The sequence below is a fragment of the Rubrobacter calidifluminis genome, from assembly GCF_028617075.1.
GTDB classification, from domain to species: domain Bacteria; phylum Actinomycetota; class Rubrobacteria; order Rubrobacterales; family Rubrobacteraceae; genus Rubrobacter_E; species Rubrobacter_E calidifluminis.
Map to the genome: position 1 here is coordinate 115610 of NZ_JAQKGV010000001.1, position 14218 is coordinate 129827.

Consider the following 14218-nt stretch of genomic DNA (forward strand, 5'->3'; position numbering starts at 1 on the left):
GGCAGACGAATTACCTGACGGTCTAGGCCGTGTGGGCGGCGATCGTCGTGCTCATCTTCCCGCCGGGTTTCGGGTACGTTTGAGTCACCGCCAGGGTAGTCCTACGAGGTTTCCTGCTCCCCAGGGAGCAGGGAGAAGATCAGGGTGTCCCGCAGGCTGCCGTCCGGGGCCACCTGTGCATTGCGCAGTTCACCTTCGAGCCTGAAGCCGCATCTCCTTATGACCCGGTGGCTACGCTCGTTGCGGGGGTCGCAGCGGACCTCGACGCGGCGTGCTCCGAGGTACTCGAAGGCGAAGGCCGTTATGCCGCGGACCGCCTCGGTGACGTAGCCCTGCCCGGTGAAGCTGCTGCGGCACCAGTACCCGATCTCGAACCTGGGAACCGACCAGTCTATCCGGTGCAGGCCACTCGACCCAACGAGCGTTCCGGTGTCCTTCATGAAAAGGTGCAGGCGCAGGTCGGACCTCTCCAGGAAACGGACCCTCGCCCGCCGCACGCTCTCCTCGGAGTCCTCGACGGTCTCGTGCTCGCGCACCCACGGCATCCAGGGCTCGAGCTCGCGGTAGGACTCCCGCACCGCCGCGTGAAGCTCCGCGCCGTCGCCGGGCATCGGGGAGCGGATCAGGAGCCGCGCTGTTTCGAAGGAATCCGGGAAGTCCCTGAGTATCGGCGGGAGCATACAAAGTATTCTACAGTAGGACTTGACGCGGCTCACGCACCCGGATTTCAATAGATTCTATGTCTAACCTTGTAGCACCCCGGTCTGCCGCCGTACGCGCCGCTCCAGAAGGCGGAGCGGAGATGGTCACGGAGGTCGTCGCCGGGGAGCGGGTGGAGGTTCTCGAGGAGTCCGGCGGCTGGCTGCGGGTGGTCGTGCCGGATCACCGCTCGCACCTGGATCCGCGGGGGTATCCCGGTTGGGTGCGCGATGATGGGTCGCTGGTCGAGAACGGCTCCTGGAGCCCCGACCTCGTGGTCGTGAGGAACAATCGGGCCGGGCTGCCGCTCGGGGCTCTGCTCGGGGAGGATAAGGGGAGGGCGGTGCTCCCGGACGGGAGGCCGGTGGATGTCGAGGCCGGGGTCCTGCGGCGGGTCGGGGACCCGATCGAGATCGGGGGCCACCATCTCTGTCTGCGGCTTCTCGGGCTGCCGTACCGGTGGGGTGGCACCGACTCGACGCGCGGGATGGACTGCTCGGGGCTGGTGCTGCGGGTGATGCAGATCAGAGGCATCGCGGTGCCGCGCGACGCGGAGGATCAGTTCGCGAGCGCACCCTTCAGGAGCGAGGAGGGCTGGGAGCGGGCCCGCGCGGGGGACCTCGTCTTCTTCGGGGAGGGCGGGATAACGCACGTCGGATTCTACCTCGGGGATGGGGATTACGTTTCGGCCAAGGGCGAGGACGGCGGGGTCTCGGTGCGAAAGGTTTCGGAGGATGGGTACGTCGGCTTCGCGCGTTACGGACGGGGATGAGTGAACCTGGGATTGCTCGCTGATCTCGGCGTGGTCCCGGGTTGCAGGGTCGGGCTCTATGCGCTCGGGCTGGAGGGACCGCTCGCCGGCAAGAGCTTCGGTGTTCGTGAGGACGAGGTCTTCCGGAGCGCGAGCCTGATAAAGCTCTTCGTCCTGGCGGCGCTTCTCGCCGAGGTGGAGGGAGGCGGGGTGTCGCTCGAGGAGTCGCTCGAAATCCGCGCGGAAGACCTCGTCGCGTATTCGCCGGAGGTCAGCACGCCGGGTGTTTTTACGGTCAGAGGGCTTGCGTGGGCCATGATCACCGCGAGTGACAACACGGCGGCCAACGCCCTGATCCGGCGCCTCGGCATGGACGTTGTCAACCGCCTCGCCCGTTCCCTGGGCCTGCGGCACACGGTACTCGCGCGTGAGATGATGGACTCTCGGGCTTCGGAGCGCGGGGAGGAGAACCTCACCTCGCCCCGTGACGTCGTGGGGCTCCTCTGCGCGGTGTGGCGCAGCGGGCTACTCTCCGAGCCGCATCGCCGTCTCTTTCTGGAGATGCTCCGTCGGCAGCGCATCGAGCCCCCGCTCCCCGTGCGGCTGCCGGACGGGGCCACGCTGGCCCACAAAACCGGCGATCTCGAGGGGATGGCGGGCGACGCCGGGTTCGTCGTTCTGCCAGGTTACGCCTACGCTCTCTGCGTGATCGCGGAGGGTGATCTCAGGGCCGCCGGGGAGCCGGTGGGACACGCGACCGCGGTCCTGGCGGAACTCTTTCTGCAGGGCCACCGTTCGGGTGCGTGATCATGCCCCGCCTCCGGCGGGTGCGTCTGCGCCGTGCACCTCGTGGGATTTCAGGAGATGCTGATGGCAAAAATCATCCAGAGGTCCGAACATCTCGTCAAAAGGCCACGAAGGCTTTGTTTCCAGGGCTGAAGAGCGGGTCGGTGGCTTTCCCTTAGACTTCCGGCGACGGGAGGCCTCCCGGGTGGAGTCGGTGACCCGGATGGTTGGGTGAGCCGGGTGCGTGACAAGAGGCCGGGATCTCTGAGAAACTTCCTGTCGTTGAAGATGGGACCGACCCGGCGGTCGGCGGGTGTGGAGGTTGGGTCTTTCCAGGATGAGGGCGGAAGCAGTGATCGGCGACAAAGCGATCAGGATACCTGGGAGAGGAGGAATTCATGGACTCTTTCCCGGAGAGGCTGCCCCTCGTAGCCACTTTCTCCATAGTCGGATGCGATGCTGAGAGCGGGGAGCTCGGCGTCGCCGTGCAGTCCAAGTTCCTGGCAGTCGGTGCGGTCGTCCCGTGGGCTAGGGCCGGCGTCGGGGCCGTGGCGACCCAGGCCATGGCCAACACCACCTACGGTCCACGGGGGCTGGAGATGATGTCCGAGGGGAAGAGCGCGCGGGAGACCATCGCCGAGCTGGTGGCCTCCGACCCCGAGAGCGCCCACCGGCAGGTGGGGGTGGTAGACGCGACGGGGCAGAGCGCAACGTTCACCGGGGACGAATGCATGGAGTGGGCTGGCGGGGTCGCCGGGGAGGAATTCGCCGCCCAGGGCAACATCCTCGTCGGCGGTGAGACGGTAGAGGCCATGGCCAGGACTTTCCAGGCTTCGGAGGGACCTCTGGCCGGGAAGTTATTGTCGGCCCTGCGGGCCGGGCAGGAGGCCGGTGGGGACCGGCGGGGCAGACAGTCGGCCGCCCTGCTCGTGGTCTGTGAGGGTGGGGGATACGGCGGGTTCGACGACCGGGCGGTCGATCTGCGGGTCGACGACCATCCGGAGCCCATTGAGGAGCTTGTCCGGCTCTACGGGCTGCACCGGCTCTACTTCGGGAGGAGTTCTCCGGAGGACGTTATCGCGATCGAAGGGGAGGTCCGGGATGAGGTGGTGCGCTGTCTCGCCCGGCTCGGTTACCTGCGGGGGGCAGAGGTCTCCGACGACGATCTCCACCCGGCACTCGAGGCGTTCGTACGCACTGAGAACTTCGAAGAGCGTGAGCAGGAGAGGGGCTACATAGACCGCGCCGTGCTCGGGTTTTTGAGGGAACGTGCTGGCGGGGGGGCATAGAGGTTGCGTATTTTTCACGGGTCGGTATACTGCATTTGCGAAAAGGCGTGCTGCTTTGTGCAGGCGCGGGGGAAAGGGTGTTCTTCAGAGGAACCTGGTTGGTAGAAGAATATCGACACGAGAGCAAAAGCCTTGATGCTGAACGTTCTTCATGTACGCAAGGGAGGAGGAGCACGTGACGAGCAAAAGAAAAAAGGATGCAAAGAAGCCCGGCAATGGAATCAGCCGCCGCGACTTCCTCAAGGTCGGGGGTGCCGGTCTAGCCGGGGTAAGCGTACTGGGCGCCGCCGGATGCGGCGGCGGGGGAAACCAGGGAGGTTCCAGTGGCGGTGGCGGCAGCGCTGGTGGAGGCAAGGCGAAGAAGGGGAGCAACAACCAGCTGATAATCGGCTACGACCAGGAGCCGAACATCCTGAACAACTACGTGACGGGCGGTGATCTGCAGGCCACCCAGGACACCACCGTAGGCATACTGCAGAGCCCGCTCAAGATCATGCCGGATCTGTCCTTCGCGCCCGAGCTCGCCGACGGGATGCCGAAGATCCTCAAGAAGAATCCGCTCACCATCGAGTACAGGCTCAAAGACGGGGTGACCTGGTCCGACGGCAAACCGCTCACCAGCGAGGATGCCCGCTGGACCTTCGAGCAGGTGATGAACAAGAAGAACCACATCATCACCCGCTTCGGGTGGGACAAGATCTCCAAGTTCGAGACCCCGGACAAGCGCACCGTCAGGATGACATTCAAGGAGCCCTTCGCCCCCTGGATGACGCTGCTCGGTGGATCGGAAACCCAGATCCTCCCGAAGCACATCTACCAGAACAAGAACTTCAATACCGCGCTCAACAACTCCATCGTTGGGAGCGGCCCGTACAAGTTCGACACCTGGAAGAAAGGCGAATACTTAAGCTGGGTACGCAACGACAACTACTGGGGTGACAAGCCGGCCATAGAGAAGGTGACCTTTCGCTGGATCCCGGACACAAACACCCTGGTCAATTCGCTCAGCAACGGTGAGGTGCAGTTCATCAACCCTCCGCCCAACATCGGTCTGTTCCAGAAGCTCAAGGCCATAAACGGGGCGAAGGTGCAGAGCAAAGCCGGAACGGTCTGGGAGCACATAGCCTTCAACCTCGAAAAGGTGCCGGATCTGAACCTGAGGAGAGCCATAGCCTACGGTATCGACCGCAAGCAGGTCATAAACAAGCTACTCAAGGGGCAGGTCAACCCGTTGCAGAGCGTGCTGGTTCCCGATCAGAAGCCGTACTACACGTCGGCCTGGCAGGAGTACTCGCATGATCTCGCCAGGGCCAAACAGTACGCGCAGAAAGCCAAGTCCGCCGGTGCGAACATGAACATCACCTTCTCAACCACGGCGGATGACGCCCTGCGTGAGACGCTGCAGCAGATAATCCAGCAGCAGCTCAAGCAGATAGGCATCAACGTGAGCATAAAGAACACCGCCGCCGAGACCTTCTTCGGTCAGTGGACCCCGAAAGGGAACTTCGAGATGGGTGAATGGGCCTGGCTGGCGAGCCCCGACCCCTCGATAACCACGCTCTTCTCGGCCGACCAGATCCCGCCGAACGGGCAGAACTACTACCGCTACAAGAACCAGCAGGTCACCAAGTGGCTGCACGAGTCGGACAAGACGGTTGACGTGAACCAGCGGGCCGCGCTGCTCAGGAAGGCGCAGGATCAGATGGCCAAAGATCTGCCGCTCATACCGATGTACCAGCGGCCGGTCTACATCGCCTACGTGGACAACCTGCAGGGCCCGAAGGTCAACCCGACGCTGGCCGGCGTCTTCTGGAACATCGGCGAGTGGAAGTTCGTCTAGCCAGGATGCGGGATCCGATGGGCCGGATGACCCCGGCCCATCGGGGTCCGGTCGAGCCATCCAGCGGGAGGTGCTAGCCGGAGAATGTATGCTTATGTGATAAGGAGGCTTCTTTTCGGCCTCGTGATCCTCTTTCTGGCGAGCATCACGATCTTCTGGCTGGTGAGCCTCTCCGGGAACCCGCTGACGCAGCTCAAGCTCAGCAATCCCAGGATAAGCCCGCAGGATCTGCAGAGGATAAGCCATCAGTACGGGCTCGACAGGCCGATGGTGGTGCAGTATCTGATCTGGATCCGGGACATCGTGCTGCACGGCAACTTCGGGCTGAGCTTCAAGCAGAACACCTCTGTAAACAACATCATCATACCCAGGATCTGGCCCACGGTGCTGCTGCTGGGCTCGGCGCTCATCGTCTCGGCTCTGATAGGGATACCCTTTGGGATCTACTCGGCGATAAGGCGCTACAGCACCTTCGACAAGGTGGGGACTTTCTTCACCTTCGTGGGCTACAGCATGCCGGACTTCTGGCTCGGGCTCATCCTGCAGCTCCTCCTCGGAGTCTACCTCGCCAGGTGGGCCGGGACGCACGTCTTTGCGATCTCCGGCATACACAGCCCGGGACAGAACGGGGTGGTGGATCTCCTGCAGCATCTGGCCTTGCCCGTGATAACGCTTTCGGTTATCCAAATAGCAAATTACAGTCGCTTCCAGCGCAGCGCGATGCTCGACGTGCTCGACTCGGACTACCTGAGAACCGCGCGGGCCAAGGGGCTCCGGGCGAGATCGGTCTACCTCAAGCACGCCCTGAGGAACGCCCTGATCCCCACGGTGACGATCCTGGCGCTCAACATAGCGTACATCGCTGGTGGGGCGCCGGTGGCGGAGACGATCTTCTCCTGGCCTGGGCTCGGGTTTCTTCTGGTCGACTCGATCTACAAGGGCGACTACAACGTGGCGCGGGCGCTTTTGCTCATCTTTGCGGTGCTCGTGGTGCTCTTCAACCTGATCGCGGACATAGTCTACGCGATGGTCGACCCGCGGGTGAGCTACAGCTGAAGGGGGGTAGTAGGATGATGGAGCAGGGCACCGGTGTCACGGAGCTGAGGCAGCCCGGTGTCACGGGGCAGGCGAAGGCACGCAGCCAGCGCGAGATCATCTGGCGCCGCTTCAGGCGGCACAAGCTGGCCATCGCGGGTGGGGTGGTGCTGATCCTGCTGTACGTGGTGGCCATACTGACGCCGTTCATCGCACCCTACGGCTACGCCGAGATAGACCTGAACGCGCTCGCGCAACCGCCGAGTCTCGACCATCCGATGGGCACCGACCAGATAGGTCGAGACGAGCTCACGCGGGTGCTCTACGGTGGGAGAGTCTCGCTCTTCCTCGGACTCGGGGTGGGGATAATCTCCACGATCTTCGGGGCCGCCCTCGGGATAGTCTCAGGTTTCTACGGCAGGTTCATCGACAGCGGGATCATGGGGCTCACCGACTACGTGCTCACGCTGCCGCTCCTGCCGCTTCTCATCGTCATCGGCAGCATCTTCCAGTTCAGTGCCTTCACGATAACCTGGGTGCTGGCGATCCTTCTGTGGCCCACGCTGGCGCGCATCGTGCGCGGGCAGGTGCTCACGTTGCGCGACCAGGACTTCGTGCAGGCCGCCAGGGCGATCGGCGTCTCCAACGCGAAGATCATGCTGCGGCACATCCTGCCCAACGTGGTCGGCGTGATGGTCGTGCAGGCGACGCTCACCGTCGGGCTCGCGATCCTCTACGAAAGCGCGCTCTCGTTCCTCGGCGTCGGCATCCAGCCGCCGACGCCATCCTGGGGCAACCTGCTGCAGGATGCCCGGACCACGATGACGCAGAACTGGTGGCTCGCGGTCTTCCCCGGTGTGATGATAGTCATAACCGTGCTTGCGGTTAACTTCCTCGGGGATGGGCTGCGGGACGCCCTCGACCCGAAGGCGGTAGAATAAACGATCATGGCTATGCTAGAGGTAAACAACCTGAAGACTTACTTCAACACCCCTGATGGGGTGGTGAAGGCCGTAGACGGAGTAAGCTTCTCGCTCGAGCCGGGGGAGACGCTCGGCATCGTCGGCGAGTCGGGGAGCGGCAAGAGCGTGACGGCGCTCTCGATCATGCAGCTCAACCCCAGGCCGCCGGCGGAGTACCCCGAGGGCGAGATCCTCTTCGAGGGGCGCAACCTGCTCGATCTGCCCGAGAAGGAGATGCAGAAGATCCGGGGCAACGACATCGCGATGATCTTCCAGGATCCGATGTCCAGCCTCAACCCGGTCTTCACGGTGGGCAACCAGATCATGGAGGCCATCCGCATCCACCAGAAAGTCTCCAAGAAGGAGGCCTGGGAGAAGACCGTGCAGGTCCTGAGGGACGTCGGGATACCGAACCCCGAGCAGCGGGCGAAGGACTATCCCCACCAGTTCTCCGGCGGGATGCGCCAGCGGGCGATGATCGCGATGGCGCTCGCGTGCAACCCGAAGGTGCTCATCGCCGACGAGCCGACCACCGCGCTCGACGTCACGATCCAGGCTCAGATCCTGGAGCTGATGGTCGACCTGCAGGAGAAGTACGGCACGGCGATCATCATGATCACGCACGATCTCGGCGTGGTGGCGCAGATCTCGGACAAGATCATGGTGATGTACGCCGGGAGGGCGGTCGAGACGGGCACCACCGAGCAGATCTTCTACGACTCGCTCATGCCCTACACCTGGTCGCTTTTGCGCTCCATCCCGCGCCTGGACACCGCCGGCGAGGTGAGGCTCCTCCCGATAAAGGGCCAGCCGCCGAGCCTGATCTTCCTGCCCGAAGGATGCAATTTCAGCCCGCGCTGCCCGTTCGTCAAGGACGAGTGCTACGAGACCGACCCCAAACTCGAGGAGAAGAAACCCGGGCATCAGGCGGCGTGCATACTCTCGGTGCAGGAGCTGCAGGCCCGCAAGAACAAGGTCGACCAGGAGCTTGGAGTAGAGGGATGAGCGAGAACGCAAGGAAGAACTCCGAGTATCTGCTAGAGGTGAACGACCTGAAGATGCATTTCCCCATCAGGGCGGGCATCTTCAAGCGCACAGTGGGGTACGTGAAGGCCGTCGACGGAGTGAACCTGAAGGTGAAGCGGGGCGAGACGCTCGGGCTCGTCGGCGAGTCCGGCTGCGGGAAGAGCACGCTCGCCCGCTGCATACTCAGGCTTCTCGAGCCCACGGATGGCGAGGTTGTCTTCGAGGGGGAGAACATCCTCCAGTTCGACCGCCGGCGGATGCTGCGCGTCCGCCGGGACATGCAGATCATCTTCCAGGACCCCTACGCCTCGCTCAACCCCAGGATGACCGTCGGCAGCATCATCGCCGAGCCGCTGAAGACGCACAAAGTCGAAGGCGACCACAAGAAACAGGTTCAGGAGCTCCTGGAGATGGTCGGGCTCTCCCCGGAGCACTACAACCGCTACCCGCACGAGTTCTCTGGCGGACAGCGGCAGAGGATAGGCGTGGCCCGCGCCATAGCCCTGCGTCCGAAGCTGATCATCTGCGACGAGCCGGTCAGCGCGCTCGACGTCTCGATCCAGGCCCAGATCATAAACCTTCTCGAGGATCTGCAGAAGGAGCTCGACCTGACCTACATCTTCATCGCCCACGACCTCTCCGTCGTCAAGCACATCTCGGACCGGGTGGCGGTGATGTACCTGGGCCGGGTCGTCGAGACCGGCAGCCGCCGGGATATCTACGACTCACCGCGACACCCCTACACGAGCTCGCTGCTCTCGGCCATACCGATTCCGGACCCGGAGAAGGAGCGCGAGAGGCGGCGCATAGTCCTGACGGGCGACGTCCCCTCTCCGGCGAACCCTCCTTCAGGGTGCACCTTCCACACCCGCTGCCCGCGCGCCCGCGACTACTGCGCGGAGCACGTCCCCACGCTGGAACCGCAGGACAACGAGGAGCATCTCGCCTCCTGCTTCTTCCCGGTCAGGCAGGGCCAGCGGATAGAGGAGAAGGTCGAGAGCACGCCCTACCGGGTGGGAGGGGAGTAGCCGCGCGGGGGCCTCTCCGCCCGCCAACCAGGGAAGATAGAATCAGGGTGTGAGAGGCAAATTCCGGACTGGCTCGCGGCGCCGCCTTCCCGTGCGGTACGTCGTGCTGGTCCTTTTTTTCACCGCCGCGGTGGCTGGCGCCTACCTCTACGGGCGTTCCCAGAGCCCGGCGGGGATGGGCCCCGGGGAGCAGAACAGCGTGAAGCTCTACGCCCAGGCGCTCAACATCGTCCGCAACCACTACGTCGAGCAGAGCGCGATAAAGCCGAAAAAGATGACCTACGCGGCCATCCAGGCGATGCTCAACACGCTCGGCGACAGGGGACACACCCGCTTTCTCACCCCCGAAGAGGTGAAGAGCAACCAACAGGAGCTCTCCGGGAAGTACGTCGGCGTCGGCATCCAGCTCGAGCAGAGGGGCGACCGGGCGGTTATCGTCGCCCCGATAGACGGCTCGCCGGCGGCGAAAGCGGGCATACGACCGGGGGACGTGATCGTGGCCGTGAACGGTGCGAGCGTCCGCGGGGAGGACATCTCGAAGGTGGCGAGGAGAGTTCGGGGGCCGAAGGGGACGACCGTGAGGATCACCGTGAAGCGCGGGGGTGGGTTGCACACCTACGTCCTGCGGCGTGAGGAGGTCAACGTTCCGGCGGCTTCCTGGGCGCTGCTCGGAGACCACGTCGCCGACGTGAGGCTCTCGTCGTTCTCCAGGGACAGCGCTTCACAGCTGAGGAAGGCCGTCCAGGCGGCGAGAGCGGCGGGGGCGAGGCGTTTCATCCTTGACCTGCGGGACAATCCGGGCGGAGAGGTGGACCAGGCGGTGCAGGCGGCGGGCGTCTTTCTAGAACCCGGGCGGGTCGTCTACATCCGCAGGGATTCTTCCGGGGCCCGCCAGAAGATCCGGGTGCCCGACGACGCGCACCCCGTGAAGGCGCCGCTGGCGGTTCTGGTGAATCACGGCACCGCCTCGAGTGCTGAGATACTCGCCGGAGCGCTGCGGGACGACGGTCGGGCGAAGGTGATAGGCACGAGGACGTTCGGCACCGGGACCGTGCTCGCGGAGTACAGCCTGAGCGACGGCTCGGCGATCCTGATCGGTGTGGCCGACTGGCTCACCCCCGACGGCGACTTCATCCGCAAGAGTGGGATCGAGCCGAATGTCGTCGTGAAGCTGGGTAAGGGCGACCGTCAGATCATCCCGGCCCAGCTCAGGCACACCAGCCAGAAAGAGGCGTTGCGGAAGGATCCCCAGCTCGCGCGGGCCTGCGACGAACTGGTTCCCCGGTCCAGGTCGGGGGTGGGCGCGACCTCCCGCTGAATTCGGGTTAGGATTCGGGCTGCAGGAAGCAGACAGCGAAGAGAGGTGGAAGAAGTGGGTAACCTGACGATGTGGATCCTTATAGGGCTGATAATCGTGGCCCTCGTCGCCGTCTTCGTCCTGAACCGCACGCTCACCTCGAGGAGGTGATGCCCGGCGCGCCGGACCTCAGTCGAGGAGGTCTCTGAGCCCCGGCGCGTGAGGGCCGCTCTTTATCTTGGCCAGCGCGGTGAGCTGTATCTGGCGGATCCTCTCGCGCGTCACGTCGAAGCGCTCGCCGACCTCCTCGAGCGTCTTCGGCTGGCCTCCGGTGAGGCCGAAGCGGTACTCAAGCACCTGCCGCTCCCTCTCCGGGAGGCCGTTCAGGGCCTCTCTCATGCGGGCCTTCAGCAGCGAGGACCGCGCGAGGTCGTGCGGCGACTCCGACTCCTCGTCGGCGATGAAGTCCCCGAGCTCGGAGGTGTGATCCTCGCCGACCGGGGTCTCCAGAGAGATCGAACGCCGCGAGACCTGACGGATGTGCTCTATCTCCTCCACGTCTAGGCCCATCGCCCGGGCGATCTCGGAGTCGGTCGGGTCCCGGTTGAGCTCGCTCGCCAGGTTGCGCTGGACGCGGTAGTACTTGTTGATCTTCTCGACCATGTGTACCGGGATGCGGATGGTGCGCCCCTTGTCCGCTATCGCCCGGGTCACGGCCTGCCTGATCCACCAGGTGGCGTACGTGGAGAACTTGTAGCCGCGGCGGTAGTCGAACTTCTCGACCGCCCGCATCAGCCCGATGTTGCCCTCCTGGATCAGGTCGAGCAGCGAGACGCCCCGGCCGGCGTACTTCTTGGCTATCGAGACAACCAGACGCAGGTTCGCCCGCGTCAGATGCGCCTTGGCCTTCTCGTCGCCGCGCTCGATGCGTTTGGCGAGGTAGATCTCCTGCGACTTGGTGAGCAGCGGGGTCTTGCCGATCTCGTCGAGGTACATCTGGACCGTATCACCCGTGTAGCGGCTCTTGAGGTCGCCCTCGAGCACCTCCTCGACGAGCTTGGTGTCCTCGTCCTCTTTGAGCGTCTGGTCGATGAACTCGGAGTCGACGATCTCGACCCCCTGATCCTTCAGGAGGCTGTAGACCTGGTGTATCTCCTCGGTGGAGAGATCCACCTCCTGCAGGAGGTCAAGTACCTCGCTCGATTCAAGCGCCCCGGCCTGCTGGCCGGTCTCGAAGAGTTCTCGAACCTCCTCTATATCCCGCAGATCGCGATGAGGCTGCAAGGTAGAACCCTCTGAACTTCCTTCTCTGGACTGCAACCCGCTTGTTGCTGCTACGTAATATATCTGAAAAAGGCCGAAGATCAATTAATATTGTCCTCGTCAGCGAATGGGAGGGGCGTTTTGTACGGCCTGAGACACATATACCGGGCGTGGGGGGAGTCCCGCCGCGCTGCGAGGGGCGAGGTCAGGCTGGGCGTGTTGGGCGATGAGGAGGCCGCCGCGAGGGTGGCGGGGGCCATCGGAGCCGGACGGAGCGGGCGTGGCGCCGGGGTCGTGATCTCAGTAGACAGAGACGGGGCGGTTGTGATCTCCGGTCCGGCGGTGGAGCGGGAGCAGAGATTCTTGCTCTCCAGTCTCTCGGAGGAATCGGTGCGCCGGGAGCTCGTGCCTCGCGTGGCGCGCGCCGTGGGTGATGACCACCTCGTCTCGCTGGGCCGTTCTTATCCGGGGCTCCGCCGGGCGGTATGCGAGGAGATAGTGCACAAGAACGCCCGCCAGAACGCGGTGGTGGGTGCGATCCCGGTTCCCGGAGCGGACATGCCGGTGATGACCGCCAACCAGGCCCGGATGGTGCTCATGATCGCGGCGGTCCACGGCGAGGAGCTCTCGTTGCAGAGGGCCCGAGAGCTCGCCGGGGTGCTGGCGGCCGGCTTCGGGCTGCGTTCGCTCGCCCGGCAGGCCGTCAAGCTGGTGCCGGTGGGCGGTTGGGCTGCGGCCGGGACGATCGGGTACGCCGGGACGCTCGCGATGGGCCGGGCGGCAATACTCTACTTCGAGCGTGGCAAACGGCAGCCTTCCGAGCGGGAGCGGGACGAGATCTGGCGCCGGGCGAGGCGGGAGGCGGAGGAGATCTCGGCCCGGCTGCGGCGGCGCTGATGGTATGATCCCGGCATGCCTGCTCGCGTGAACCACGCCCTCCAGGATGGCCTCTCCGGGCTGCGCCGGGCGGCGGTGCGCTCGGGGCTCGCGCTTGCCGGTGTACAGGCGGCGACGCTCGCCACTCTCACCTTGATGAGCGAGCTGAGAAAACGCCGGGAGGGGCCGCACGAGGGATTCCCCTGGGAGGAGCAGCCGGAGGTCGAGGTCGAGTCCGGAGGCAGCAGCCTCAAACTCTTCCCCTACGGGGTGAGGCTCTACGAGGAGATGCTCTCGGAGATCGCCTCGGCGCAGGACCACATCTTTCTCGAGACGTTCATCTGGAAGGGGGACGAGCTCGGCAGGCGCTTCGTGGAGGCCCTCGCGCGCAAGGCGCGCGAGGGGGTCGACGTCTACGTGATCTTCGACGGGTTCGCCAACCTGGTCGTACCGGCGAAGTTCAAGCGCTTCCCGAAAGAGATAAAGACCCTGCACTTCCGGCCCTTCGACCACCCGGTGAGCCTCGTGGACCCGCGCAACGTCTTCCGCGACCACCGCAAGATACTCTGCGTGGACGGGCGGGTCGGCTTCGTGGGCGGGTACAACATAGGCGGGCTTTATGCCCGCAGCTGGCGGGATACGCACCTGCGAGTGCGCGGTGAGGAGGTGTGCGAGCTCGAGAACGCCTTCATAGACTTCTGGAACACACACAAGACCGGGGCCCTCCCGCCGATAAAGCCCGGCCGTGAGCGCTCCTGGAGGCCGGAGATCCTGCTCCGTCGCAACGACCCCTACCTGCGCATCTTCCCGATCCGCGCGATGTACCTGGAGGCTATAGACCGGGCCAACCACCACATCTACCTCACCCACGCCTACTTCGTTCCGGACCGGGCTTTCAAAGCCGGCCTGATAGAGGCCGCCTCGCGGGGGGTGGACGTGCAGATCCTTTTGCCCGAGCACTCGAACCACGTCACGGCCGACTGGCTCGCCCGGCGCCACTTCTACGAGCTGCTGGCGGCGGGGGTGAGGATCTTCCGTTACAAGGACCTCATGATCCACACCAAGACCGCGACCATAGACGGGGTGTGGTCGACCGTCGGGACGGCGAACATAGACCGCTTCAGCATGCTCGGCAACTACGAGATCAACCTGGAGATCTACAGCCGCCGCTTCGCCGCCCAGATGGAGCGGATGTTCGAGCTGGACAAGACGAACGCCGAGGAGCTGACGCTGGAGGCCTGGGAGCAGAGGCCGCTGCCGGCGAAGGCCGTCGAGCGCACGCTCGCCTCCCTGAGCCCGCTGGTCTGAGCGCGGCTCTGTATAATCGCTCGAAGAGAAGATCATCGTCGCAGGGGAGGAACCGATC

Annotated in this window: 13 protein-coding genes; 11 read left to right on the forward strand and 2 right to left on the reverse strand. The window is 64.5% G+C overall.

Going from position 1 to position 14218, the window contains the following annotated elements:
* Positions 1-101: 101 nt before the first annotated feature.
* Positions 102-680, reverse strand: a complete 579-nt coding sequence (locus PJB24_RS00605) for a GNAT family N-acetyltransferase (protein WP_273841574.1) — start codon at positions 678-680, stop codon at positions 102-104.
* Between the two features lie 59 nt (positions 681-739).
* Between PJB24_RS00605 and PJB24_RS00610 the strand changes: the two genes are divergently transcribed.
* From PJB24_RS00610 to PJB24_RS00650, 9 genes are all read left to right on the forward strand, one after another.
* On the forward strand, positions 740-1471 hold the full coding sequence (locus PJB24_RS00610) for a C40 family peptidase (RefSeq protein WP_273841576.1): 732 nt from the start codon (positions 740-742) through the stop codon (positions 1469-1471).
* Positions 1472-2257, forward strand: a complete 786-nt coding sequence (locus PJB24_RS00615; RefSeq protein WP_273841578.1) for a serine hydrolase — start codon at positions 1472-1474, stop codon at positions 2255-2257.
* Between the two features lie 377 nt (positions 2258-2634).
* Positions 2635-3525, forward strand: coding sequence for a DUF1028 domain-containing protein (locus tag PJB24_RS00620; RefSeq protein WP_273841580.1), 891 nt, complete (start codon positions 2635-2637; stop codon positions 3523-3525).
* Positions 3526-3700: 175 nt separating this feature from the next.
* The gene (locus PJB24_RS00625) at positions 3701-5365 is read left to right on the forward strand and encodes a peptide ABC transporter substrate-binding protein (RefSeq protein ID WP_273841581.1); all 1665 of its coding nucleotides are present in this window, start codon (positions 3701-3703) and stop codon (positions 5363-5365) included.
* Between the two features lie 96 nt (positions 5366-5461).
* Positions 5462-6421 (forward strand): ABC transporter permease, encoded by a 960-nt coding sequence (locus tag PJB24_RS00630; RefSeq protein WP_273841582.1) that lies wholly within the window; start codon positions 5462-5464, stop codon positions 6419-6421.
* Between the two features lie 14 nt (positions 6422-6435).
* A complete protein-coding gene (locus PJB24_RS00635; RefSeq protein ID WP_273841584.1) occupies positions 6436-7341 on the forward strand; it encodes an ABC transporter permease in 906 nt (301 codons plus the stop codon).
* A gap of 6 nt (positions 7342-7347) precedes the next feature.
* Positions 7348-8367 carry an ABC transporter ATP-binding protein gene (locus tag PJB24_RS00640; protein ID WP_273841586.1) on the forward strand — a complete coding sequence of 340 codons (1020 nt, stop codon included), beginning with the start codon at positions 7348-7350 and terminating at the stop codon, positions 8365-8367.
* The gene (locus PJB24_RS00645; RefSeq protein ID WP_273841588.1) at positions 8364-9416 is read left to right on the forward strand and encodes an ABC transporter ATP-binding protein; all 1053 of its coding nucleotides are present in this window, start codon (positions 8364-8366) and stop codon (positions 9414-9416) included. Before PJB24_RS00640 ends, PJB24_RS00645 begins: the two co-directional genes overlap by 4 nt.
* Positions 9417-9465: 49 nt before the next feature.
* The gene (locus PJB24_RS00650; protein WP_273841590.1) at positions 9466-10734 is read left to right on the forward strand and encodes a S41 family peptidase; all 1269 of its coding nucleotides are present in this window, start codon (positions 9466-9468) and stop codon (positions 10732-10734) included.
* A gap of 168 nt (positions 10735-10902) precedes the next feature.
* Here the strand turns inward: PJB24_RS00650 and PJB24_RS00655 are convergent, their stop codons facing one another.
* Complete coding sequence (locus PJB24_RS00655; protein WP_273841592.1) at positions 10903-11997, reverse strand: sigma-70 family RNA polymerase sigma factor; 1095 nt, start codon at positions 11995-11997, stop codon at positions 10903-10905.
* A gap of 120 nt (positions 11998-12117) precedes the next feature.
* Between PJB24_RS00655 and PJB24_RS00660 the strand changes: the two genes are divergently transcribed.
* A complete protein-coding gene (locus tag PJB24_RS00660; RefSeq protein ID WP_273841594.1) occupies positions 12118-12873 on the forward strand; it encodes a YcjF family protein in 756 nt (251 codons plus the stop codon).
* A 15-nt stretch (positions 12874-12888) separates the two neighbouring features.
* Positions 12889-14160 (forward strand): phospholipase D-like domain-containing protein, encoded by a 1272-nt coding sequence (locus tag PJB24_RS00665; protein WP_273841595.1) that lies wholly within the window; start codon positions 12889-12891, stop codon positions 14158-14160.
* Positions 14161-14218: the final 58 nt, after the last annotated feature.

Excerpts from the sequence above, each read along its gene's own strand:
- PJB24_RS00640 (WP_273841586.1), top strand. The coding sequence starts at position 7,348 with ATGGCTATGCTAGAGGTAAACAACCTGAAGACTTACTTCAACACCCCT.
- PJB24_RS00635 (WP_273841584.1), top strand. The coding sequence starts at position 6,436 with ATGATGGAGCAGGGCACCGGTGTCACGGAGCTGAGGCAGCCCGGTGTC.
- PJB24_RS00605 (WP_273841574.1), bottom strand. The coding sequence starts at position 680 with ATGCTCCCGCCGATACTCAGGGACTTCCCGGATTCCTTCGAAACAGCG.
- PJB24_RS00665 (WP_273841595.1), top strand. The coding sequence starts at position 12,889 with ATGCCTGCTCGCGTGAACCACGCCCTCCAGGATGGCCTCTCCGGGCTG.
- PJB24_RS00645 (WP_273841588.1), top strand. The coding sequence starts at position 8,364 with ATGAGCGAGAACGCAAGGAAGAACTCCGAGTATCTGCTAGAGGTGAAC.
- PJB24_RS00620 (WP_273841580.1), top strand. The coding sequence starts at position 2,635 with ATGGACTCTTTCCCGGAGAGGCTGCCCCTCGTAGCCACTTTCTCCATA.
- PJB24_RS00610 (WP_273841576.1), top strand. The coding sequence starts at position 740 with ATGTCTAACCTTGTAGCACCCCGGTCTGCCGCCGTACGCGCCGCTCCA.